This is a genomic window from Micromonospora sp. NPDC047812, from assembly GCF_040704175.1.
Taxonomy (GTDB): domain Bacteria; phylum Actinomycetota; class Actinomycetes; order Mycobacteriales; family Micromonosporaceae; genus Micromonospora.
Genome location: NZ_JBEYRY010000002.1, coordinates 430,391 through 452,391, shown reverse-complemented (window position 1 = coordinate 452,391; position 22,001 = coordinate 430,391). Strand labels below are relative to the sequence as shown.

General features: G+C 74.1%; 21 protein-coding genes. 11 read left to right on the top strand and 10 right to left on the bottom strand.

All coding sequences use genetic code 11. The annotated features are described in order from the left end of the window. Nucleotides 1-90: 90 nt before the first annotated feature. From AB0883_RS09750 to AB0883_RS09735, 4 genes are all read left to right on the top strand, one after another. Nucleotides 91-720, top strand: a complete 630-nt coding sequence (locus AB0883_RS09750) for an MBL fold metallo-hydrolase (RefSeq protein ID WP_366640840.1) — start codon at nucleotides 91-93, stop codon at nucleotides 718-720. A 5-nt stretch (nucleotides 721-725) separates the two neighbouring features. Beyond that, nucleotides 726-1,676, top strand: a complete 951-nt coding sequence (locus tag AB0883_RS09745) for a hypothetical protein (RefSeq protein WP_366640839.1) — start codon at nucleotides 726-728, stop codon at nucleotides 1,674-1,676. A gap of 28 nt (nucleotides 1,677-1,704) precedes the next feature. Beyond that, nucleotides 1,705-2,448, top strand: a complete 744-nt coding sequence (locus tag AB0883_RS09740) for a hypothetical protein (protein ID WP_366640838.1) — start codon at nucleotides 1,705-1,707, stop codon at nucleotides 2,446-2,448. 83 nt (nucleotides 2,449-2,531) lie between these two features. After that, nucleotides 2,532-3,494 carry a GNAT family N-acetyltransferase gene (locus AB0883_RS09735; RefSeq protein WP_366640837.1) on the top strand — a complete coding sequence of 321 codons (963 nt, stop codon included), beginning with the start codon at nucleotides 2,532-2,534 and terminating at the stop codon, nucleotides 3,492-3,494. Nucleotides 3,495-3,588: 94 nt separating this feature from the next. Here the strand turns inward: AB0883_RS09735 and AB0883_RS09730 are convergent, their stop codons facing one another. Then, nucleotides 3,589-4,044, bottom strand: coding sequence for a gamma-glutamylcyclotransferase (locus tag AB0883_RS09730; protein ID WP_121396633.1), 456 nt, complete (start codon nucleotides 4,042-4,044; stop codon nucleotides 3,589-3,591). A gap of 165 nt (nucleotides 4,045-4,209) precedes the next feature. On the opposite strand from AB0883_RS09730, the gene AB0883_RS09725 reads away from it, so the two are divergent. Next, a complete protein-coding gene (locus AB0883_RS09725; RefSeq protein WP_121396632.1) occupies nucleotides 4,210-5,613 on the top strand; it encodes an NAD(P)H-quinone dehydrogenase in 1,404 nt (467 codons plus the stop codon). Here AB0883_RS09725 and AB0883_RS09720 read toward each other — a convergent pair. Beyond that, on the bottom strand, nucleotides 5,591-6,211 hold the full coding sequence (locus AB0883_RS09720; protein ID WP_366640836.1) for a DUF998 domain-containing protein: 621 nt from the start codon (nucleotides 6,209-6,211) through the stop codon (nucleotides 5,591-5,593). The genes AB0883_RS09725 and AB0883_RS09720 overlap by 23 nt on opposite strands. A 95-nt stretch (nucleotides 6,212-6,306) precedes the next feature. Continuing rightward, nucleotides 6,307-6,954 (bottom strand): DedA family protein, encoded by a 648-nt coding sequence (locus AB0883_RS09715; protein WP_121396630.1) that lies wholly within the window; start codon nucleotides 6,952-6,954, stop codon nucleotides 6,307-6,309. Between the two features lie 547 nt (nucleotides 6,955-7,501). On the opposite strand from AB0883_RS09715, the gene thrS reads away from it, so the two are divergent. Next, on the top strand, nucleotides 7,502-8,719 hold the full coding sequence (gene thrS, locus AB0883_RS09710) for a threonine--tRNA ligase (RefSeq protein ID WP_366640835.1): 1,218 nt from the start codon (nucleotides 7,502-7,504) through the stop codon (nucleotides 8,717-8,719). Nucleotides 8,720-8,781: 62 nt separating this feature from the next. On the opposite strand, the gene AB0883_RS09705 is transcribed toward thrS, so the two are convergent. The 4 genes from AB0883_RS09705 to AB0883_RS09690 all read right to left on the bottom strand — a co-directional run bounded on the left by AB0883_RS09705 (nucleotide 8,782) and on the right by AB0883_RS09690 (nucleotide 13,582). Continuing rightward, nucleotides 8,782-10,842, bottom strand: a complete 2,061-nt coding sequence (locus tag AB0883_RS09705) for an ABC transporter ATP-binding protein (protein ID WP_366640834.1) — start codon at nucleotides 10,840-10,842, stop codon at nucleotides 8,782-8,784. A 76-nt stretch (nucleotides 10,843-10,918) separates the two neighbouring features. Continuing rightward, complete coding sequence (locus AB0883_RS09700; RefSeq protein ID WP_366640833.1) at nucleotides 10,919-12,652, bottom strand: ABC transporter ATP-binding protein; 1,734 nt, start codon at nucleotides 12,650-12,652, stop codon at nucleotides 10,919-10,921. Then, on the bottom strand, nucleotides 12,646-13,110 hold the full coding sequence (locus tag AB0883_RS09695) for a MarR family transcriptional regulator (RefSeq protein ID WP_366640832.1): 465 nt from the start codon (nucleotides 13,108-13,110) through the stop codon (nucleotides 12,646-12,648). The genes AB0883_RS09700 and AB0883_RS09695 overlap by 7 nt, the downstream gene beginning before the upstream one ends. A gap of 25 nt (nucleotides 13,111-13,135) precedes the next feature. After that, on the bottom strand, nucleotides 13,136-13,582 hold the full coding sequence (locus tag AB0883_RS09690) for a DoxX family membrane protein (protein WP_366640831.1): 447 nt from the start codon (nucleotides 13,580-13,582) through the stop codon (nucleotides 13,136-13,138). 81 nt (nucleotides 13,583-13,663) lie between these two features. On the opposite strand from AB0883_RS09690, the gene AB0883_RS09685 reads away from it, so the two are divergent. After that, nucleotides 13,664-14,233 carry a TetR/AcrR family transcriptional regulator gene (locus AB0883_RS09685; protein WP_366640830.1) on the top strand — a complete coding sequence of 190 codons (570 nt, stop codon included), beginning with the start codon at nucleotides 13,664-13,666 and terminating at the stop codon, nucleotides 14,231-14,233. Nucleotides 14,234-14,296: 63 nt separating this feature from the next. On the opposite strand, the gene AB0883_RS09680 is transcribed toward AB0883_RS09685, so the two are convergent. Beyond that, nucleotides 14,297-15,736 (bottom strand): GuaB1 family IMP dehydrogenase-related protein, encoded by a 1,440-nt coding sequence (locus tag AB0883_RS09680; RefSeq protein WP_366640829.1) that lies wholly within the window; start codon nucleotides 15,734-15,736, stop codon nucleotides 14,297-14,299. Between the two features lie 77 nt (nucleotides 15,737-15,813). Continuing rightward, the gene (locus tag AB0883_RS09675; protein ID WP_366641696.1) at nucleotides 15,814-16,410 is read right to left on the bottom strand and encodes a LysE family transporter; all 597 of its coding nucleotides are present in this window, start codon (nucleotides 16,408-16,410) and stop codon (nucleotides 15,814-15,816) included. Between the two features lie 96 nt (nucleotides 16,411-16,506). Here AB0883_RS09675 and AB0883_RS09670 point away from each other — a divergent pair, with 96 nt between their 5' ends. Beyond that, nucleotides 16,507-17,394 (top strand): LysR family transcriptional regulator ArgP, encoded by an 888-nt coding sequence (locus AB0883_RS09670; RefSeq protein WP_366641695.1) that lies wholly within the window; start codon nucleotides 16,507-16,509, stop codon nucleotides 17,392-17,394. A gap of 191 nt (nucleotides 17,395-17,585) precedes the next feature. Here the strand turns inward: AB0883_RS09670 and AB0883_RS09665 are convergent, their stop codons facing one another. Continuing rightward, a complete protein-coding gene (locus AB0883_RS09665) occupies nucleotides 17,586-19,337 on the bottom strand; it encodes a biotin carboxylase N-terminal domain-containing protein (RefSeq protein WP_366640828.1) in 1,752 nt (583 codons plus the stop codon). Between the two features lie 146 nt (nucleotides 19,338-19,483). Here AB0883_RS09665 and AB0883_RS09660 point away from each other — a divergent pair, with 146 nt between their 5' ends. The 3 genes from AB0883_RS09660 (at nucleotide 19,484) to AB0883_RS09650 (ending at nucleotide 21,960) form a co-directional block, all read left to right on the top strand. Continuing rightward, the gene (locus AB0883_RS09660) at nucleotides 19,484-20,095 is read left to right on the top strand and encodes a PadR family transcriptional regulator (protein ID WP_366641694.1); all 612 of its coding nucleotides are present in this window, start codon (nucleotides 19,484-19,486) and stop codon (nucleotides 20,093-20,095) included. 130 nt (nucleotides 20,096-20,225) lie between these two features. Continuing rightward, nucleotides 20,226-21,185, top strand: coding sequence for an ATP-binding cassette domain-containing protein (locus tag AB0883_RS09655; RefSeq protein ID WP_366640827.1), 960 nt, complete (start codon nucleotides 20,226-20,228; stop codon nucleotides 21,183-21,185). Nucleotides 21,186-21,204: 19 nt separating this feature from the next. After that, nucleotides 21,205-21,960 carry an ABC transporter permease gene (locus AB0883_RS09650; protein WP_366640826.1) on the top strand — a complete coding sequence of 252 codons (756 nt, stop codon included), beginning with the start codon at nucleotides 21,205-21,207 and terminating at the stop codon, nucleotides 21,958-21,960. Nucleotides 21,961-22,001 lie beyond the last annotated feature (41 nt).

The window sequence follows — 22,001 nt, the reverse complement described above, 5'->3', positions numbered from 1 at the left end:
GCGGGGCGATACCTCAGACGTGACGCGCCACCACGCCGGTTCCGGCAGACTGCGCTGAGGACATCACGATTCGATAATCTTGGAGTCACGATGCAGCTCACCAAGTACGCCCACTCCTGCCTGCGGGTGGAGCACGACGGGGGAGTGCTGGTCATCGACCCGGGCGTCTTCAGCGAGGCGGCCGCGCTCGATGGGGCCGACGCGGTGCTGATCACCCACGAGCATCCCGACCACCTCGACGTCGAGGCGGTCACCCGGCAGCTCGACCGGCGTCGGTTCGTCATCCACGGCCCGGCGTCGCTGGCCGGCACCCTGGGCGACGCCGCCGAGGCGCTCGACGCGGTCCGACCCGGACAGTCGTTCACGGCCGCCGGCGTGCCGGTACGCGCCCACGGCGGCAGACACGCCGTGATCCACCCCGACATCCCGGTGGTCGACAACCTGGCGTACCTGCTGAACGACGTCGTCTACCACCCCGGGGACAGCCTCGTCGTCCCCGAGGACGCGCAGGTCGACACGCTCTTCCTGCCGATCCACGCCCCGTGGACGAAGTTCTCCGAGTCGCTGGACTTCCTCCGGGCCGTCGCCCCGCGCCGGGCGTACGCGCTGCACGACGGGCTGCTCAACGACAACGGGCTCAACGTGCTCAACGGCAACTTCGCCCGGCTGTCCGACGTGGAGTACCGCCGGCTCGAACCGGGCACCCGGATCGACGCCTGACGGCGATGCCCGGCCCGTCCAAGGAGCTGGTGCACCGGCTCTACACCACCCCGCCGGACCGGTTCGTCGCGATCCGCGACGAGGCCGCCGCCGAGGCCCGCCGCGCCGGCGACCCGAGGGCCGCCCGGGAGATCGCCCGGCTGCGCCGGCCCACCGTGGCCGCCTGGCTGGTCAACCTGCTCGCCATCCGCCGCCCCGAGCTGGTCGCCGACCTGGCCCAGCTCGCCGAGGCGCTGCGCACCGCCCAACGGGAGCTGCGCGGGCCCCGGCTGCGGGAACTCTCCACCCAGCGGCGGGCGGTGGTCGGCGCGCTCGTCGCCGAGGTGCGCAACCTGGCGGCGGAGGCGGAGGGTGCCCCGTCGGCCGGGAAGCTGCCGTTGGCCGAGGTGGAGGCCACCCTCAACGCCGCGCTCGCCGACACCGACGTCGCCGACCAGGTCCGCTCCGGCCGGCTGCTGAAGGCCGCCACCTACGCCGGCTTCGGCGAGGTGCCCCGCCCCCAGCTGCGCCTGGTGACCGGTGGGGAGGAGCCGAAACCGGCGCCCCGGCCCGAGCCGACCGGGAAGCAGCGGGGCGGCGCCGACCGGGCCGCGCTCCGCGCCGAGCAGGCGGAACGGGCCGCCCGGGCGGAGCGGGCGCGCCGACGGCGGGCGCTGGAGAAGGAGCTGGCCAGGGCGCGTACCGACCAGGAACGCGCCGAGGCCGAGCTGGCCGGCGCGACGGCGGCCGAGCGCGACGGCGCCGGCGCCCTGGACGCGATCGAGGCGGAACTGGCCGAGCTGGAGCGGCGCCGGGCCGTCGCCGAGCAGGACCTGAGCCGGGCGAGGCTGGCGCGGCGCGGGGCGGAACGGGTGGTGACGGCCGCGCGCCGCCGCGCCGGCGAGGTCGAGGCGGCGGTGGAGGCCCTCGACGCCGAAGAGGGGGATGCCGAGTCGGGCGACGGCGCGGCAGACTGACCCCTGTGGACGGACGGGGAGTGCGCGGATGACGCCGGAACAGGTCGCCGCGGCCAGCAAACCGGTCGTGCTGGAACTCGGTGACGTCTTCACCCGCTGCCCGACCACCCTGCGTCGGGCGCGGCTGCTCGGCATCTCCGGCTGGGCGTTCTACGTCACCGGGCGGGCCGGCGCCCTCGGGGACGTCCGCGCCGAGACGGTCGCCGCCGCCCTCGGCTTCCTGGCCCCCGAAGCGGTCGCCGACGGTTGGGACGCGGCCCGGCGGGTCGTCCCGCCGGTCGAGGTGGCCGCCGCCACCCTGGTCGAGTGCTGCCGGTGGGGCGAGGAGCGGCTCGACGCCCTCGCCGGGGTGAGCCGGCTCGCCGCCCTGCTCAGCCGCGCGGTCGACGCCGCGGACGCCAGCGGCATGCCGCTCTTCGCCGCCTGGCGCGCCATGCCGGTGCCGGTCCGGACGGCCGGTGCCCGGGCGGCCGTCGGCCTGCGCCTGCTCCGGGAGTACTTCGCCGGGGCCCACCTGATCGCGGTCCGGGCCAGCGGGATGACCCCGCTGGAGGCCGTGCTCGCCGGGCCGGAGGGGGAGGCGGGCGCGGTCGCCTGCGGCTGGCCGCCGCCGTACCCGCCGGTCGGGCCGTTGGTCCGGCGGCGGCTCTGGGCCGAGGCGGTGACCGACCGGCTGGCCTCGCCGGCGTTCGCGGCGCTCGGCCCGGCCGACGGCGCCGAGCTGGTCGAGCTGCTCACCGCGACCCGGACCCACCTGTCCGACCCGGGCTGAGCCGCCGCGCCGGCACCCGGCCGCCGCCGGGGCGGCCGGAAAATCGGCGGCGACCCGCCGGCCCGCCTGTCAGGATCGCCTCCGTGACTCTTCCCGCCGGCTGGCACGCCCGCCGCCCCACCCTGGACGACGTACCGGCGATCCTGACGGTGGCGCACGCCGCCGACACCTTCGCCATCGGCTACCCGGACTTCGACGCCGACGACGTGCGCGACGCGCTGACCGCGCCGAACGTCGACCCGGAGCGGGACTCCTGGGTGGTGACGGATCCGGACGGCGCGCTGGTGGCCTGGGCGATCCTGCAGAACGAGACCGGGACGGGGCGGGAGTTCGTCGACGTGCTGGTCGATCCGGACCGGGGCGCCGAGGTGCGGGGGCCGCTGCTGGCCCGGCAGCTGGAGCGGGTGGCCGAGCGGGCCGCCGAGCGCGGCCTGCCGGCCCTGACCGTGCGCTGCCCCGCATACCCGCCCGAGCGCCGGTGGGCGGCCGAGCTGACCGACGCGGGGTTCAAGGTCGTCAAGCGGTACCAGCTCATGCGCCGGTCGTTGGCCGGGCTGCCCGGCGAACCCCCGCCACCGCCGCCGGGGGTGACGGTCCGCCCGGTGCGTCCGGGCGACGAGTCGGAGCTGCGCGACTTCCACCGGATCTACGACACCGCCTTCCGCGACACCCCCGACTACGAGCCGCTGCCCTACGACCGGTGGCGGGCCCGGATCGAGGTCGACCCGGCCTGGGACGAGTGGTTCGTCGCCGAGGTGGACGGCCGGCCGGCGGGCGTGCTCCGCTCGTCCGACCAGGCGCTAGACCGCAACGAGGGGTGGGTCAGGGTCCTCGCCGTGCTGCCCGGTAACCGGCGCCGGGGGGTGGGCGCGGCGCTGCTGAGCCACGCGTTCGCCCGGTACGTGGAGAAGGGCCGGGAGTCCGTCGGCCTCGGGGTCGACCTGGCCAACCCGACCGCCCCGCTCTCGCTCTACCGGTCGGTGGGGCTGCGCGAGGTGCGCTGGGTCGACATGTACGAGCGGGTCGTGCCGGCCGCCGGTGTGTGATTGACGACGCCGGGCGGGGCCGGATGGGGGCCCCGCCCGGTGCCGGAGCAGACTGGGGGCCGTGGGATACGCGCGGGGCCGCCGACGGTACGGGCTAGGCCGACGCGGTGCCGGTGGGGCGGGACCGCAGCTCGGTGACGTAGTCGTCCGGTGCGCCCGCCTTCTCGGCGGCGTTCGCGATCTCCGAGAGGTACCACGCCGTGGGCAGCCCGCCCTCGTACCCGTCGAAGACGTAGATCCACGCGGTCACGTCGCCGTCGAGGGTCGAGACGCGCACGTGCAGCTTGCGGTACGTGCCGGCGGTCACCCCCTCGAGTTCGTCGAGCTGGGCGGCGTCGTAGGGGTGGATGTCGTAGATCGCCACGAAGACCCGGTCGCCGGGGGACTCGACGACCGTGCTGACCGCACCCTCCCAGCCGATCACGTTCTCGCCCGCGAAGGTGAGCCGCCAGCCTTCCAGCCAGCCGGTGCCCACCATCGGCGAATGCGGACAGTAGGCGCGCATGCGGGCGGGGTCGAGGTTAGAGCCGTAGGCGGCGTGATGACGCACGGCGATGACGATAGCCCGCCCACGGGGTGGGGGAGAATACGACGGAGCGTGTCGGACGCGTTCGGGAGAAGAAAGTCACTGTGAGCATTGGTCGGGGGCGGGCACGGTGAGCGCGAGGAGTGCAGCGGAGCGGAGCCCCGCAGCCGCGAACGAAAGGATGGCCCTGTGAGCCGGATCGTGATCATCGGCGGTGGACCGGCCGGCTACGAGGCGGCCCTGGTCGCCGCGCAGCTGGACGCTGATGTCACCGTCGTGGAGGCCGAGGGCGCCGGCGGGGCCTGCGTGCTGTCCGACTGCGTACCGTCGAAGACCTTCATCGCCAGCTCCGAGGTGGTGACCGGCTACCGGGACACCGAGGAGTTCGGGGTGCACTCCGACGGGCTGGAGGCGGTCACGGTCGACGCCCGCACGGTGCACGAGCGGGTCAAGCGCCTCGCGCTCGCCCAGTCCGCCGACATCCACGCCAAGCTGGTCAAGGCCGGGGTGACCTTCGTGTCGGGCACCGCCCGGCTCGGCGAGGACACCCTCGGCCACACCCACCGGGTGCTCGTCACCCCGACCGACGGCGGCGGGGAGCAGTCCATCGCCGCGTCGACCGTGCTGGTCGCCACCGGCGCCACCCCCCGCCAGCTGCCCACCGCCGTCCCGGACGGCGAGCGCATCCTGACCTGGCGCCAGGTGTACGACCTGCCGGAGCTGCCCGAGCACCTGATCGTGGTCGGCTCCGGCGTCACCGGTGCGGAGTTCGCCAGCGCCTACCTGGCGATGGGCGTGCAGGTGACCCTGGTCTCCAGCCGCGACCGGGTGATGCCGCACGAGGACGCCGACGCCGCCATGGCCATCGAGCGGGTCTTCCGCAACCGGGGCATGAGCATCCTGAACAACTCCCGGGCGGACGCGGTCCGGCGTACCGCCGACGGGGTGGAGGTCGAGCTCTCCGACGGCCGCAGGGTGGCCGGCTCGCACGCGCTGATCGCGGTCGGCTCCATCCCCAACACCGCCGACCTTGGCCTGGCCGAGTACGGCGTCGCGCTGGCCCGGGGCGGCTACGTCACCGTCGACCGGGTCTCCCGGACCAACGTGCCCGGCATCTACGCGGCCGGCGACTGCACCGGGGTGCTGCCGCTGGCCAGCGTGGCCGCCATGCAGGGTCGGATCGCGATGTGGCACGCGCTCGGCGAGGCGGTCCGGCCGCTGCGGCTGCGTACCGTCGCGGCGAACGTCTTCACCGACCCGGAGCTGGCCACCGTGGGCGTCTCGCAGGACGAGGTCGACGCGGGCAAGGTGCCGGCCCGGCAGGTCATGCTGCCGCTGGACGGCAACGCCCGCGCCAAGATGGACGACCTCGCCGACGGCTTCGTCAAGCTCTTCTGCCGCCCGGCCAGCGGGCAGGTGATCGGCGGCGTGGTGGTGGCGCCGAAGGCCAGCGAGCTGATCCTGCCGATCACCATGGCGGTGGAGAACAACCTCACGGTCAACGAGCTGGCCCAGACGATCACGATCTACCCGAGCCTCTCCGGCTCCATCACCGAGGCCGCCCGCCAGCTCATGCTGCACGAGCTGGAGTGACCCGCCGGAGCAGCGTGACCGCGACGACGACGAGCACGGCGACCTCGGTGAGGATCAGCAGGCGCTCGACCAGGCCGAGCAGCAGCCGGTCGCCGGGGTAGGCCGACCAGACCATCGCCGCCGCCAGGACCACGCTGGCCGTGGCGAGAGCGCGTACCCGGCGGCCGGCGGCCTCCGGCAGGCGCCGGGCGAGCAGCCAACCGGCGACCGGCAGCGCCAGGAAGGCGACCACCGAGGCGTACCGGTGGACGTAGGCGGCGGTGTCCATGGGCAGGCCGGGCTCGTTCGTCGGCACCACCGCGGCCAGCAACAGCCCGCCGACCCAGGCGGCCAGGAACGCCTCGGCGGCCCGCCCCGCTCCGGCGGCGGGCGGCCGGTGGACGTGCCACAGGGCGGGCAGGAGCACGGCGGTTGCCGCCGCGAGCACCAGCATGGCGACGTCGATGACGCCGCCCCGGTCGGAGACGGCGTAGTCGCTGACGGTCAGCGTCCACGGGTCCAGGTTCTCGTTCACCTCGACGTGGCCGACCACGGCGAGCAGCGTCGCCAGGGCGATCCCGCCGAGCGCCAGCAGTCCACTGTTCCGGGTTCCGCGCATGGCCCAGCCTGTCCCGGCAGGGACCCCAGGCGGATCCGGGCCGCCCACGGAGATCGGTCCCCGGGACCACCCCTAGGCGGTGCCGGCGCGGCCGGTCACTCCGCCCCGGGCGCGTCCCGCCGTGCCGGGACGACGATCGGCACCGCGACCGACTCGGCCGCCCGCCGGGCCCCGACGGCGGTCATGGCCCAGCCCGCCGCCGCGAAGCCGGCTGCGGCGACCCCCGCGATCAGCGCCAGCCGCCACGCGGACTCGGTGAGCGCCGTCCCGCCGAGGTGCCCGACCAGCCCGCCGTACGTGGCCCAGCCCAGCGCCGCCAGGCCCTCGTAGAGCAGGAAGAGCCGGTACGGGTACCGGCTGCGGCCGGCCGAGAAGCAGGCCGCCATCCGGCCGCCCGGCACGAAGCGGCAGAGCAGGATCACGAGCGGCCCGGGCCGGCGCAGCCCCTGGGTGACCCGGCTGGCGACGCGCCGGGCCCGGCCCCGGTGGGCGTCGCGCGGCGCCCGGCGGTCCGGTGCGCCCCGCCCGAGCAGGTAGCAGGCCAGGTCCCCGACGAAGACGCCGAGCGCGCCGACGGCGATGGTCACCGGCAGGTTCAGCCCGCCGTACACGGTGAGGGCGCCGCCGGTGATCATCACGACCTGGGTGGGGATCACGGGTACGAAGGCGTCCGCGACCAGCAGCGCGAGCAGTGCGAGGTACGCCCAGGCCGGCGACGCGACCTCAGTGAGTAGTTCGGGCACGACTGCCACCTCGCCGGACGGGGCCGATTGCGGGTACCGAGCCTGACGGGTCGTCCGGCGGCACGGGGCGGGACCCTGGCGCGTGGTGACCACCGACACGGCAGGGCCACCGGACACAACGAGCGGACACCGCCGCAGGTGACGCGTCTGCGCAGCGTCGAGGGTCGGCGGATCGGGGCGGCCCGGCGTACCGTTGTCGGCGCGCGGCCCCACGACCGTCGGGTCCCCCGTTCCTGACGGTGCGGCCGCCGCGGGCCGCCGGCAGGTCCCGTGCCGGCGGCCCGCCCCCGTGCCGCGCGGCGTGCCGACCCGTGCTCCCGCCCCCGCCGTCCGCGTGCCGGACCGCCCGGAAAAACCGGCTGCGGTCCCCGCGACCGGGGACGTACCGTCGCCCCATGCGCAGTGCGGTATCCACCACGACGCCGGGAGACCCCGGCGCGCCGTACTGACCTGACCGTCGACGAGGCCCCGGGGCGATCCGCCCCGGGGCCTCGTGGCGTCCGGTGACCGGGTCGCCTCCGGGTCGTACCCGATCAAGGAGCGCGACATGATCGACCACCGCAGGCTCGGCCGGGAGCTGGAGCTGTTCGCTTCCGACCCGCTGGCCGGCGCCGGGCTGCCGCTCTGGCTGCCGGCCGGCGCCGCCGCCCGGCACGCCGTCGAGGAGTACGTCCGCGAGCTGGAACGCCGGGCCGGCTACCGGCACGTGCTCACCCCACCGCTGGGCAGGCGGGAACTCTTCGAACTCTCCGGCCACCTCGGCTACTTCGCCGACGACATGTTCCCGCCGATGGCGCTCGGCGCCGACGACGAGTTCGTGCTGCGGCCGGCGCTCTGCCCGCACCACGCCCTGGTGTTCCGGGCCCGGGGCCGTTCCTACCGGGAACTGCCGCTGCGGATCGCCGAGCTGGGCGGCATGTACCGCGCCGAGCGCTCGGGGGTGCTCGGCGGGCTGTCCCGGGTGCGGGCCATCTCGCTCAACGACGCGCACAACTTCTGCGCCCTGGAGCAGGTGGGCGAGGAGGTCGTCGAGATCCTCCGGCTGATCCGCGAGGCGCACGCGGCGCTCGGCGTACGGCCGGCAGGGTTCCGGCTGTCGCTGCGCGGGCCGGGGGAGAAGTACGTCGGGGACGACGCCCAGTGGGCGCGGGCGGAGGACCTGCTCCGCGCCGCGCTCGACGGGGTGGAGTTCACCGAGGCCCCGGGGGAGGCCGCCTTCTACGGTCCGAAGATCGACATCCAGGTGGTGGACGCCGCCGGCCGGGAGTTCACCCTTTCCACCGTCCAGCTCGACTTCGACAAGCCGGAGCGGTTCGACCTGTCGTACACCGACGCGTCCGGGGCGCGGCGTCGACCGGTGATGGTGCACCGGAGCCTCGTCGGCAGCATGGAGCGGCTCTTCGCGTACCTGATCGAGGTGCACGAGGGCGCCTTCCCCGCCTGGTACGCCCCGGTGCAGCTGGTGGTGCTGCCCGTCGGGGACGAGCAGGCCGGTGCGGCGGCCCGGCTCGCCCGCGACGCGCTGGCCGCCGGGCTGCGCGTCGAGGTCGACAGGGCCGGTTCGCTGGGCTCCCGCATCCGCGACGCGGCCCGCGCCCGGGTGCCGTACGCCGCCGTCGTCGGCCCCCGCGAGGCGGCCGGGGGCGCGGTGTCGCTGCGGTTGCGCGGCGGCCGGGCCCTGGACCCGATGCCCGCCGCCGACGCCCTCCGGCTGATCGGTGCGGTGGTGGCCGACCGCGGCCCGGCCCTGCTGCCGACCCGCTGAGCCCCTGTCCGGCCCCGAGCCCGCCGGCCGCCCGCCCGTCGTCGCCGGCGGCGGCCTCCCCGTCACCGGGACGACCCTTCGAGCGGGGCGGGCTCGGGGCCGGGCCGCAGGTCGGGCCCGGGGGTGGCCTGGGGGTCGGGGTCGGGCTGGAGGGCGGCGGTGAACTGCGACCGGTACAGGCGGTGGTACGCGCCCCGCGCGGCGAGCAGCTCGTCGTGCGTGCCCTGCTCCACGATCCGGCCGTCCTCCATCATCAGGATCAGGTCGGCGTCGCGGATGGTGGAGAGCCGGTGCGCGATGACGAAGCTCGTCCGGTCCGACCGCAGCGCCGCCATCGCCCGCTGGAGCAGCACCTCGGTGCGGGTGTCCACCGAGCTGGTCGCCTCGTCCAGGATCAGCAGCGACGGCTCGGCGAGGAAGGCCCGGGCGATCGTGATGAGCTGCTTCTCGCCGGCGCTGACGTTGCTGCCCTCCTCGTCGATCACCGTGTCGTAGCCGTCGGGCAGGCTGCGTACGAACCGGTCCACGAACGTCGCCCGGGCCGCGGCCAGGATCTCCTCCTCGGTCGCCCCGGGGCGGCCGTACGCGATGTTGTCGCGGATGGTGCCCCCGAAGAGCCAGGTCTCCTGGAGCACCATGCCGATCCGGCCGCGCAGGTCGTCGCGGCGCATCGTGGTGACGTCCACCCCGTCGAGCGTGATCCGGCCGGCGTCCAGCTCGTAGAAGCGCATGACCAGGTTGACCAGCGTGGTCTTGCCGGCCCCGGTCGGCCCGACGATGGCGACCGTGTGGCCGGGCTCGGCGACCAGGGAGAGGTCCTCGATCAGCGGCTTGTCGGGGGAGTACCGGAAGGAGACGTTCGCGAACTCGACCCGGCCGCGCGGGTCGCGTACCCGGGCCGGCTCGGCCGGGTCGGGGCTCTGCTCCTCGGCGTCGAGCACGGCGAAGACCCGCTCGGCGGAGGCCACCCCGGACTGGAGCAGGTTCGCCATCGAGGCGACCTGCGTGAGCGGCTGGGTGAACTGCCGCGAGTACTGGATGAACGCCTGCACGTCGCCGAGGCTCATCGACCCCGACGCCACCCGCAGGCCACCGACCACGGCGATCGCCACGTAGCTGAGGTTCCCGACGAACATCATCGCCGGCATGATGATCCCGCTGATGAACTGGGCGCCGAAGCTCGCCCGGAACAGCTCGTCGTTCTTCGCGGTGAAGGCCGCCTCGACCTCGCGCTGCCGGCCGAAGACCTTGACCAGCTCGTGGCCGGTGAACGCCTCCTCGATCTGACCGTTCAGCTCGCCGGTGTGCGCCCACTGGGCGATGAACTGCCGCTGCGACCGCTTGGCGATGGCCGTGGTGACGACCACCGAGACCGGGACCGCGACCAGGGCCACCAGGGCCAGCAGCGGCGAGATCCAGAACATCATGGCGAGCACGCCGACCACGGTGAGCAGCGAGGTGAGCAGCTGGCTCAGCGTCTGCTGGAGGCTCGTCGAGATGTTGTCGATGTCGTTGGTGACCCGGCTGAGCAGCTCGCCCCGGGGCTGCCGGTCGAAGTAGGGCAGCGGCAGCCGGTTCAGCTTCTCCTCCACCTCGGCGCGCAGCCGCAGCACGGTGCGCTGCACCACCCCGTTGAGCAGCCAGCCCTGCCACCACATGAGCAGGCTGGCCGCCAGGTAGAGCCCGAGCGCCAGCAGCAGCACCCGCGCCAGCGCGGCGAAGTCGATGCCCACGCCGGGCACCACGTCCATCCGGGCGAGCATGTCGGCGAAGTTGTCGTTGCCGGCCGCCCGCGCCGCGGCCACCGCCTGGTCGGCGGTGGTGCCCGCCGGCAACTGCCGGCCGATCACCCCGGTGAAGATCAGGTCGGTGGCCCAGCCGAGCACCTTCGGCCCGACCACGCTGAGCCCGACGCTGAGCACCGCCAGCGCGATCACGGCGATGAGCTGGAGGCGCTGCGGTCGCAGCCGGCCCAGCAGCCGCCGGGCCGAGGGCCCGAAGTTCATCGACCGCTCGGCGGGCATCCCGACGCCCGCGTGCGGACCGCCACGCTGCCCGCCGGGCGGCAGCCGCTTCGGCGTCGCCGCGTCGGCGGCCGGTTTCTGCTGCGGTACGGCGCTCACTCCGCCACCTCGCTCCGCTCGGCGACGGCGCGAGGCGCCGCGCTGCTGTGCCTGACGGTTCGTTCGCTCCGCGCGCTCACGCGACCACCCCCGTGGTGTTCTGCGACGCCACGATCTCGGCGTACGTCGGGCAGGTGAGTAGTAGTTCGTCGTGCCGGCCGATCCCGACCACGCCCCCGTTCTCGAGCACGACGATCTGGTCGGCGCCGACGATGGTGGAGACCCGCTGCGCCACGATCACCACGGCGGCGTCCGCGGTCACGGGGCGCAGCGCCGCCCGCAGCCGCGCGTCCGTGCCGAGGTCGAGCGCGGAGAACGAGTCGTCGAAGAGGTAGATCTCCGGCCGCCGGACCAGGGCCCGCGCGATGGCCAGCCGCTGCCGTTGCCCGCCCGAGACGTTCGTGCCGCCCTGCGCGATCGGCGCCTCCAGCCCCTCGGGCATCGCCTCGACGAAGTCCCGCGCCTGGGCGATCTCCAGCGCCTCCCAGAGTTCCGCGTCGGTCGCGTCCGGGTTGCCGTAGCGCAGGTTGCTCGCCACGGTCCCGGTGAACAGGTACGGCCGCTGCGGCACCAGCCCGATGCGGCGCCACAGCTCGTCCGGCGCCAGGTCCCGTACGTCGACGCCGTCGACCAGCACCGCGCCGGCGGTCGCGTCGACCAGCCGGGGTACGAGCGACAGCAGGGTGGTCTTGCCCGCTCCGGTGCTGCCGATGACCGCCGTCGTCGTCCCCGGCGTCACCCGGAACGACACGTCGCGCAGCACCGGCTCGGCCGCGCCCGGGTACTGGAACGCGACGTCGCGCAGTTCCAGCTCGCCGTGGGCGGTCACCTCGGTCACGGGGTGGGCGGCGGGCACCACGGAGGAGTCGGTGTCGAGCACCTCGACGATCCGTTCGGCGCAGACCGCCGCCCGCGGCACCATCATCAGCATGAAGGTGGCCATCATGACGGCCATCAGGATCTGCATCAGGTACTGGAGGAAGGCGGTGAGGGCGCCGACCTGGATCGCCCCGGCGTCCACCCGCTCGGCGCCGAACCAGAGCACCGCGACGCTGGAGACGTTGAGCACCAGCATCACCACCGGGAAGATCAACGCCATCAGGCGGCCGATGCGCAGGGCGGTCGCGGTGAGGTCGGCGTTCGCCGTGGCGAAGCGGTCCGTCTCGTACGGCTCCCGGACGAACGCGCGCACCACCCGGATGCCGGTGATCTGCTCGCGCAGCACCCGGTTGACCGTGTCGATGCGGGTCTGCATGAGCCGGAAGCCCGGCACCATCCGCCGGATGATCAGCCACAGGGCGACGGCCAGCACGGGCACGCTGACGAGCATCAGCCAGGAGAGCCCGACGTCCTCGCGCAGCGCCATCACCACGCCGCCGACGCTCATGATGGGTACGGCGACGAGCATCGTGCAGCTCATCAGCACGAGCATCTGCACCTGCTGCACGTCGTTGGTGTTGCGGGTGATCAGCGAGGGCGCGCCGAACCGGGCGACCTCGCGGGCGGAGAAGCGGTTGACGTGCCCGAAGATCGACGACCGGACGTCCCGGCCGAAGGCCATCGCCGTGCGCGCGCCGAGGTAGACGGCCGCGACCGAGCAGACGATCTGGACCAGGCTGACCGCGAGCATCCAGCCGCCGGTGCGCAGGATGTAGCCGGTGTCGCCCCGGGCCACGCCCTGGTCGATGATGTCGGCGTTGAGGCTGGGCAGGTAGAGCGACGCCATGGTGCCGACGAACTGGAGCAGCACCACGGCGGCCAGCGGCCGGTGGTACGGGCGAAGGTGCGTACGCAGCAGCCGGGTCAGCATGCCGGGCCCCCTTCCGGGGCGCCGTGGTCGCCGTTGCCGATGACTTCGAGGAGGAACTCGCGGATCACCGCCGCCTTCGTCGGGTCGGCGTCGACCGAGGTCAGCGGGTGCCCCGAGCGGATCATGGCGGTCAGCGCGTCGATCCGGGCCCGGCCGGCCGGCGTGATCGCGATCTTGACGCTGCGTCGGTCGGCCTCGTCGCGCTGCCGCTCGACGAGGCCGTCGCGTTCGAGGGTGTCGACGATGCCGGTCAGGGTCGCCGGCCGGACGAAACAGTGCTCGGCCACCGTGCGGTGCGGCAGTTCGCCGTGCTCGGCGAGGGTCATCAGGGTGACCATTCCCGCCTGGGTGAGGCCGTGCGCCTCGGCCAGGTAGCGGTTCCACCGCTGTCCGGTGACGTGCCCGGCGACCACGAGCAGTCGCGCTATGGGCACGTCCCGTAGCGTCATCAGTTCCATGGCCGATAGGTTAGCGGCCTGAACGTCAGGCCCCAAACGAAATAGCGACCGCCACTCCGACGAAGAGGATCTGCTCCGCCGTGCGCGGGCCGAGGGGGGTCGCCGGGCGGCCGGCCAGGGTCAGCCCGCGCCGGACCGCCGAGACGTTCGCCGGGAACATGGCCACCATCAGCAGGGCCAGCCCGGCCGCGACCCAGCGGGCGGTCGCCGGCACCAGCAGCCCGACCGCGCCCACCAGTTCCAGCGCCCCGGTGATCGTGACCAGCAGGGCGGGCCGGGGCAGGCCGCGCGGCACCATCGTGATCATGTCGGCCCGGTAGGCGGGGGCGAAGTGCGCGACGCCGGTCACCACGAACATCAGCGCCAGGCCCACCCGCAGCGCCGGGTGCCAGCCGTCGAGGGCGGCCACGCCGACCAGTCCGGCCAGTCGGGCGAGCGCGGCGCCGGCCACGAGTGCGATCAGCGGAGCCATCGATACCTCCTCGGAGTAACTTGTCGCCGACAAGATTGCCCCGGAGGTGGCATCTTGTCAACGACTAGATACGATGGCGGCATGAGCGGAACGCGCGGCTACCACCACGGCGACCTGCGTCGCGCCCTGCTCGCGGCGGCGGTGCAGGTGATCGAGGAGTCGGGCCCGGCGGCACTGAGCCTGCGCGACCTGGCCCGCAGGGCGGGCGTCTCGCACGCCGCCCCGGCGCACCACTTCGGCGACAAGTCCGGGCTGCTCACCGCCCTCGCCGCCGAGGGCTTCCACCTGCTGGCCGAGGCGCTGTACGGCGCCGGCGGCGACCTGCTCGACCGGGGCGTCGCGTACGTCGACTTCGCGGTCGGCCACCGCGCGCACTTCGAGGTGATGTTCCGTCCGGACCTCTACCGGCCCGACGCGGAGGAGTTGGTGGCGGCCCGCCAGCGCGCCGGGGACGCGCTGCGCGCGGGCGTCGCCGCGCTGCCCGAGCGGCGCCCGACGGCGGAGGACCCGCAGGGCGACGCGCTTGCGGCCTGGTCCATCGTGCACGGCTTCGCCACGCTCTGGCTCTCGGGCGCGCTGCCGCCCCGGGTGGGCGACGACCCCCGGGCGGCGGCCCGCGAGGTGATCCACCGCCTCTTCCCGAAGCCGTGACGAACCCCGCCGGACCGCGCGAGCCGGCGGCGGCACGTGGGGGCCGCCAGCCGGACGGCGGTGTCACCAGCTGGTGGGCAGCGGCATCCCCTCGGTGTAGCCGGCCGCGCTCTGCACGCCGACCAGGGCCCGCTCGTGGAACTCCGCGAGGTCCCGCGCGCCCGCGTAGGTGAAGGCGCTCCGCACGCCCGCGATGATCTCGTCGATCAGGTCCTCCACGCCCGGCCGGGTCGGGTCCAGGTACATCCGCGCCGAGGAGATCCCCTCCTCGAAGACCGCCTTGCGGGCCCGGTCGTACGCGCTGTCGTCGGCCGTCCGCGCGCTGACGGCCCGCGCCGAGGCCATGCCGAAGCTCTCCTTGTAACGCCGGCCGTCGGCGTCGGTGTAGAGGTCGCCGGGGGACTCGTAGGTGCCGGCGAACCAGGAGCCGATCATCACGTTCGAGGCCCCGGCGGCCAGCGCCAGCGCCACGTCGCGCGGGTGCCGCACGCCGCCGTCGGCCCAGACGTGCCGGCCGAGCTGCCGGGCCGCCGCGGCGCAGTCGAGCACGGCGGAGAACTGCGGCCGGCCCACCCCGGTCATCATCCGGGTGGTGCACATCGCGCCGGGGCCGACGCCGACCTTGACGATGTCGGCGCCCGCCCGCACGAGGTCGCGTACGCCCTCGGCGGTCACCACGTTGCCCGCCGCGACCGGGACCGCCGGGTCCAGCGCGCGCACCGCCCGCAGTGCGGTGATCATCCGTTCCTGGTGGCCGTGCGCGGTGTCCACCACCAGCGTGTCCACCCCGGCCTCCAGCAGCGCCGCCGCCTTGCCGGTCACGTCGCCGTTGATGCCCACAGCGGCGGCGATCCGCAGCCGGCCCCGGTCGTCCAGCGCCGGCCGGTAGAGGGTCGCCCGCAGCGCGCCCTGCCGGGTCAGCACCCCGACCAGGCGCCCCTCGGCGTCGACCACCGGGGCCAGCCGGCGCCGCCCCGCCGAGAGCCGTTCGAAGCCGGTACGCGGGTCCGCGTCCGCCGGCACGGTGTGCAGCTCCGTCGACATCACGTGCCGGAGCTGGGCGAAACGGTCCACGCTGACCGTGTCGGCCTCGGTCACCACGCCCACCGGCCGGCTCTCGTCGTCGATGACCACCACGGCGCCGTGCGACCGCTTCGGCAGCAGGTGGATCGCGTCGCCGACGGTGTCGGTCGGGCCCAGCGTGATCGCCGTGTCGTGCACCAGGTGCCGCCGCTTGACCCAGGCGACGACGTTCGCCACCACCTCGATGGGGATGTCCTGCGGGATGACCGCGATCGCGCCGCGCCGGGCGACCGTCTCGGCCATCCGGCGGCCGGACACCGCCGTCATGTTCGACACGACCAGCGGGATGGTGGTGCCGGTGCCGTCGGTGGTGGCCAGGTCGACGTCGAGCCGGGAACCCACCTCGGAACGGACGGGCGCCATGAAGACGTCGTTGTAGGTCAGGTCGTGCGCGGGGACCGCGCCGTGAAGGAACCGCACGTCGCCATCATTCCCGCCCGCCGGCGTCCGCGCCCCCGGTGGTTGCCGAAAACACCCCGACCGGCAGGTCGGCGCCGTCAGTCGAACAGCAGGGTGGCCGCGACCGCCACCATCACGACGGCCACCGTGCCGTCGATGATCCGCCAGGCCACCGGGCGGGCCAGCACGGGCGCGAGCCGGTGGGCGGCGGCGCCGAGGGTCGTGAACCAGACCGCGCTGGCCAGCACGGCGCCCGCGCCGAAGACCCAGTGGTGCGGGTGCTGGCGGGCCACCCCGCCGAGCAGCAGGACGGTGTCGAGGTACACGTGCGGGTTGAGGTAGGTGAACGCGAGGCAGGCCAGCAGCGTCGCGCCGAGCGTGGCCGGCGGCCGGTCGGCGGGGGAGAGCGCGCCGGGGCGCAGCGCGCGGCGGGCGGCCAGCGCGGCGTACCCGAGCATGAACGCGGCGCCGAGCCACCGCACGGCGGTGAGGACGGCGGGGTGCTCCGCCGTCGCCCCGCCCATGCCGGCGATGCCGAGCGCGATGAGCAGCGCGTCGGACGCGGCGCAGACGGCGACGACCGGCAGGACGTGCTCGCGGCGCAGGCCCTGCCGCAGGACGAAGGCGTTCTGCGCGCCGATGGCGGCGATCAGCGCGATGGCGAGGGAGAAGCCGGCGGCGGCGGAGCCGGCCACGGAACCGCTGAGGATGTCGGGCACGAGCCGAGGCTACGAGCCCCGCCCGATGCAGCCCAGCTAAAGATTCTCACGGTGGATAAGCTCTGCTTCATCATGCTCGACACCACGCAGCTCCGGACCTTCGCCGCGGTGGTCCGCGAGGGCAGCTTCGAGGCGGCGGCGCGGTCCCTGCACGTCACCCCCTCGGCCGTCAGCCAGCGACTCAAGGCGCTGGAGCAGTCCGTCGGTCAGGTGCTCGTCCGGCGGACGAAGCCGTGCCGGGCCACCGACGCGGGCCGGCCGCTGCTGCGGCTCGCCGGGCAGGTGGCCCTGCTGGAACGGGAGGCGCTGGCCGCAGCCCGGCCCGCCGTCGGCGGGTCCGCACCCACCCGGGTGACGGTCGTGGCGAACGGGGACTCGCTGGGCACCTGGTTCGTCGGCGCGCTGGCGCGACTGCCCACCGAGCTGGCGCTGCTGTTCGACGTACGCCGGGACGACGAGGACCACACGGCGGAGCTGATCCGCGACGGCACGGCGATGGCGGCCGTGACCGCGCAGCGCGAGGCCGTGCAGGGCTGCCGGGTGGAGCGGCTGGGCGCCATGCGGTACGTCGCCCTGGCCGGGACCGGGTTCGCATCCCGCCACTTCCCGGACGGTCTCACCGAGGCCGCCCTCGCGTCGGCGCCGATGCTGGCGTTCGACCGCAAGGACCAGCTCCAGCAGCGCTTCGCCCGCACCGTCACCCGGCGCCGGCTCGACCCGCCGGTCCACTACGTCCCGTCCTTCGACGGCTTCAACGAGGCGGTACGGCTCGGGCTCGGCTGGGGGATGGTCCCGGAACGGATCGCCCACGCCGACATCGCCGCCGGACGCTGCGTCGACCTCGGTGCCGGGCGGCACCTGGACCGCCCGCTGTACTGGCAGCACTGGCGGGTGGACTCCACCACCCTGGACGCGTTGACGGCCGCCGTCCGGGCGGTGGCCGGCGCCGAGCTGCGCTGACTGCGCAGTCCGAGCCGCGCAGAGGTCGGGGGCCGGCCCGGGGTCGGGGGCCGGGGCCGCCCCTGAGCCGCGCAGAGGCCGAGACGCCTGGCCACGCCGAGGGCGGGGGCGCCTGGCCACGTCGGGGCGGGTCCCCTGAGCCGCGCCGGGGCCGGGACCGCGCGCTTGGAGCGTGCGCCTGGGGGCGCGGATCAGGCGATGGTGCAGATCGCCGCGCCGGCGGTGATGACGGCGCCGACCTCGGCCGCGAGGCCGCTGACCGTGCCGGCCTTGTGGGCGTGCAGCGGCTGCTCCATCTTCATCGCCTCCAGCACCACGACCAGGTCACCCTCGGCCACGGTGTCGCCGTCGGCGACCGCGATCTTGACGATGGTGCCCTGCATCGGGGAGGTGAGCGCGTCGCCGCTGACCGCGACGCCGGCCTTGGCCCCGCCGCCGCGGCGGGCCGGCTTGCGCGCGGCGGGCGCGGCGGCGGCCGTACCCCCGCCGAGACCGGCGGGGAGGCTGACCTCCAGCCGCTTGCCGCCGACCTCGACCACGACGGTCTCGCGCTCGGCCGGCGCGTCGGCGGGGCCGGCGGCGGCGGTGAACGGCGGGACGGTGTTGTCGAATTCGGTCTCGATCCACCGCGTGTGCACGGTGAACGGCTCGGCGGTGAACGCCTCGTCCCGGACCACCAGCCGGTGGAACGGCAGCGCGGTGGCCATGCCCTCGACGACCATCTCGTCCAGGGCGCGGCGGGCCCGCTCCAGCGCCTCGGTACGCGTCTCGCCGGTGACGATCACCTTGGCCAGCAGCGAGTCGAAGTTGCCGCCGATCACGTCGCCGGCGGAGATGCCGGTGTCGACCCGGACGCCGGGGCCGGTGGGCAGCCGCAGCGCCGTGATCGTGCCGGGGGCGGGCAGGAAGTTGCGGCCCGGGTCCTCGCCGTTGATCCGGAACTCGATGGAGTGCCCGCGCGGCGTCGGGTCCTCGGTGAACCGCAGCTTCTCGCCGTCGGCGATGCGGAACTGCTCGCGGACCAGGTCGATGCCGGCGGTCTCCTCGGTGACCGGGTGCTCGACCTGGAGGCGGGTGTTGACCTCCAGGAAGGAGATGGTGCCGTCGGCGCCGACCAGGTATTCCACCGTGCCGGCGCCGTGGTAGCCCGCCTCCCGGCAGATGGCCTTGGCGCTGTCGTGGATCTGGGCCCGCTGCGCGTCGGTGAGGAACGGCGCGGGAGCCTCCTCGACCAGCTTCTGGTGCCGGCGCTGGAGCGAGCAGTCCCGGGTGCCGACCACGATCACGTTGCCGTGCCGGTCGGCCAGCACCTGCGCCTCGACGTGGCGCGGCTGGTCCAGGTAGCGCTCGACGAAGCACTCGCCTCGGCCGAACGCGGCGACCGCCTCGCGGGTGGCCGACTCGAACAGGTGCGGGATCTCCTCCATGGTGCGGGCCACCTTGAGCCCGCGCCCGCCGCCGCCGAAGGCGGCCTTGATGGCGACCGGCAGGCCGTGGTCGACGGCGAACGCCAACACCTCGTCGGGGCCGCCGACCGGGTCGGGGGTGCCGGGCACCAGGGGTGCGCCGGCGCGCTGGGCGATGTGCCGGGCGGTGACCTTGTCGCCAAGGTCCCGGATCGCCTGCGGGGTGGGGCCGATCCAGGTCAGCCCGGCGTCGATGACGGCCTGGGCGAAGTCGGCGTTCTCGGAGAGGAAGCCGTAGCCGGGGTGGACCGCGTCGGCGTCGGCCTTCGCGGCGACCTCCAGCAGCTTGTCGATGCGCAGGTACGTCTCGGTGGCGGTGTCCCCGCCGAGCGCGTACGCCTCGTCGGCCAGCGTGGCGTGCAGGGCGTCCCGGTCGGAGTCCGCGTAGACGGCCACGCTGCCCAGGCCGGCGTCGCGACAGGCGCGGATGACGCGGACGGCGATCTCGCCGCGGTTGGCGATGAGTACCTTGCGCACGCTGCTGGCTCCTCCCGGAGGGTCACTGACCGGGAGTGTATCGGCCACCGTGGCGGCCCTAACGATCGCTCAGTGTGGGATGCCGCACTGTTCGCCGCGCCCTAGTCAAATTTGCTTATTACGCTCATCGGGTGTCTGCCACGCGAATGATGATCCTCGGCCTGGTGCGCTGGATGCAGCCCGTGCACGGCTACGACGTACGCCGGGAGCTGCTCAGTTGGAGCGCCGACAGGTGGGCGAACGTGCAGCCCGGGTCGATCTACCACGCCCTGCGCAAGCTGACCCAGGAAGGGCTGCTGCGCGAGGTGGCCACCGAGCAGGTGGGCGCCCGTCCGGCCCGCACCACGTACGAGGTCACGCCGAAGGGCGAGGAGGAGTTCGAGTCGCTGCTGCGGGGCCTGTGGTGGCAGCTGCACGAGCCGCCGGATCCGTTCGCGGCGGCGTTCTCCTTCCTGCCCGCGATGCCGCGCGACGAGGCGGCGGCCGCCCTGCGCAACCGGGCGAACCTGCTTCGCGCCGGTGTCGAGTGGATGCGTACGTCGTTGAGTTCTGACTGGATGCGTTCGACGAAGCCGGTGCACGTGGGGTGGATGTTCGAGCTCTGGACGGCCCGGGCCGAGGCGGAGATCTCCTGGTGCGAGCGGATCGCGGAACGGATCGAGTCGGGCGTGTCGTACCTGCCCGAGGGGCTGGAGCGGGCGGAGGGATGGCAGGGCTGGGAGGAGCGGCTGCCGCCGCGGCCGACGGAGGACGAATAATCAACGTTGACCACAAGAGCTATATCGCGTTAGCCTGCCCGGGACGCCACGGGGGAGCATGCCGTCCGGCGTCGTCTCCGAGGGACAGACAGGGGGCCGGTGGCACCGGCCCGGACGACCAGGAGCAGAGATGATCGAGACCAGAGGGTTGCGGAAGTCGTTCCGCTCCCGAGAGGGTCGCCAGACGAAGACCGTCGACGCGGTGCGCGGCGTCGACCTGAAGGTCGCCGAGGGGGAGATCTTCGGTTTCCTCGGTCCCAACGGCGCCGGCAAGACCACCACCCTGCGGATGCTGGCCACGCTCATCGAGCCGGACGGCGGCGAGGCCACCGTCGCCGGGGCCGACCTGCGCAAGGACCCGGCCGAGGTGCGCCGCCGCATCGGCTACGTCGCCCAGGGCGGCAGCACCTGGGACGAGTCCACGGCCCGGGAGGAACTCGTCCTGCACGCCCGGATGTACGGCATCGGCAAGGCCGACGCGCACCGGCGGGCCGCCCGCGCCCTCGACGCCTTCCAGCTCACCGAGTACGCCGACCGCAAGTGCAAGACCTACTCCGGCGGTCAGCGCCGGCGGGTGGAGATCGCCCTCGGCATCATCCACGAGCCGAGCATCGTCTTCCTGGACGAGCCGACCACCGGCCTCGACCCGCAGAGCCGGGCGCACATGTGGGACGAGATCCGCCGGCTACGGGGCGACGGTATGACCGTCTTCATCACCACGCACTACCTGGAGGAGGCCGACGCGCTCTGCGACCGGATCGCGATCATGGATCACGGCGAGGTGGTCGCGGAGGGCACCCCGACGGAGCTGAAGCGCGAGATCTCCGGCGACGTCGTGCTGGTCGGGCTCGACGCGGCGGCCACCCCGCAGGCCGCGCAGCTGCTCGACGGCGAGCCGTACGTCAACAAGCTGGAGACCGTCGAGGAGGGCGGGCTGCGGCTCTACGTCGACGAGGGCGCCACCGCCATCCCGCAGATCCTGCGCCGCGTCGACACCGCCGGCCTCGGGCTCAGGTCCATCGAGCTGCACCGGCCCAGCCTCGACGACGTCTTCCTCACCAAGACCGGCCGCTCGCTGCGCGAGTCCTGATCCCGACCGGAGAGCCCTTATGAAACTCGCCCGTGACACCTGGCTGATCTTCCAGCGCCAGCTCCAACTGCTGCTGCGTAACCCCGTCTGGGTCTTCGTCGGCGTCTTCCAGCCGGTGATGTACCTGCTGCTCTTCGCCCCGCTGCTCAAGCCGGCGCTGAACGCGCCCACCCAGGCGGAGGCCTACAAGATCTTCGTACCCGGCCTGCTGGTGCTGCTGGCCATCTTCGGCGGCCTGTTCCAGGGCTTCGGCCTGATCGCCGAGCTGCGCGCCGGGGTCATCGAACGCTCCCGGGTCACCCCCGTCAGCCGCCTCGCCCTGCTGCTCGGCCGATCGCTGCGCGACGTGGTGTCGCTCATCGTGCAGGCGGTCATCATCACCCTGCTCGCGCTCCTGTTCGACCTGCGCGTCTCCCTCGTCGACCTGCTGCTGGCGTACCTCATGCTCGCCCTGATCGCGCTGATGACCTCGGCCGTCTCCTACGGCATCGCGCTCAAGGTCAAGAGCGAGGACGCGCTGGCCCCGCTGATGAACACCGTGGCGCAGCCCGTGCTGCTGCTCTCCGGCATCCTGCTGCCGTTGACCTTCGCCCCGGGCTGGCTCCAGGGCATCGCCGAGTGGAACCCGTTCTCCTGGGCGGTCGACGGCACCCGGGCCCTCTTCGCCGGTGAACTCGGCGACGACAAGGTCTGGCAGGGGCTCAGCATCATCGCGATCCTCGCCGCCGCCGGCGTCTTCTGGGCCGCCCGGCAGTTCGCCCGCAGCGTCCGCTGAGCGGAGGTCCCCGCCTGGCGGCGGGGAGAGTTGCCTCTCAC

Bases quoted from the DNA above. Each gene is read 5' to 3' on its own strand.
- AB0883_RS09650 (WP_366640826.1), top strand. From the start codon at position 21,205: ATGAAACTCGCCCGTGACACCTGGCTGATCTTCCAGCGCCAGCTCCAA.
- AB0883_RS09670 (WP_366641695.1), top strand. From the start codon at position 16,507: ATGCTCGACACCACGCAGCTCCGGACCTTCGCCGCGGTGGTCCGCGAG.
- AB0883_RS09655 (WP_366640827.1), top strand. From the start codon at position 20,226: ATGATCGAGACCAGAGGGTTGCGGAAGTCGTTCCGCTCCCGAGAGGGT.
- AB0883_RS09745 (WP_366640839.1), top strand. From the start codon at position 726: ATGCCCGGCCCGTCCAAGGAGCTGGTGCACCGGCTCTACACCACCCCG.
- AB0883_RS09690 (WP_366640831.1), bottom strand. From the start codon at position 13,582: ATGGCTCCGCTGATCGCACTCGTGGCCGGCGCCGCGCTCGCCCGACTG.
- thrS (WP_366640835.1), top strand. From the start codon at position 7,502: ATGATCGACCACCGCAGGCTCGGCCGGGAGCTGGAGCTGTTCGCTTCC.
- AB0883_RS09660 (WP_366641694.1), top strand. From the start codon at position 19,484: ATGATGATCCTCGGCCTGGTGCGCTGGATGCAGCCCGTGCACGGCTAC.
- AB0883_RS09685 (WP_366640830.1), top strand. From the start codon at position 13,664: ATGAGCGGAACGCGCGGCTACCACCACGGCGACCTGCGTCGCGCCCTG.
- AB0883_RS09695 (WP_366640832.1), bottom strand. From the start codon at position 13,110: ATGGAACTGATGACGCTACGGGACGTGCCCATAGCGCGACTGCTCGTG.
- AB0883_RS09740 (WP_366640838.1), top strand. From the start codon at position 1,705: ATGACGCCGGAACAGGTCGCCGCGGCCAGCAAACCGGTCGTGCTGGAA.
- AB0883_RS09720 (WP_366640836.1), bottom strand. From the start codon at position 6,211: ATGCGCGGAACCCGGAACAGTGGACTGCTGGCGCTCGGCGGGATCGCC.
- AB0883_RS09700 (WP_366640833.1), bottom strand. From the start codon at position 12,652: ATGCTGACCCGGCTGCTGCGTACGCACCTTCGCCCGTACCACCGGCCG.
- AB0883_RS09750 (WP_366640840.1), top strand. From the start codon at position 91: ATGCAGCTCACCAAGTACGCCCACTCCTGCCTGCGGGTGGAGCACGAC.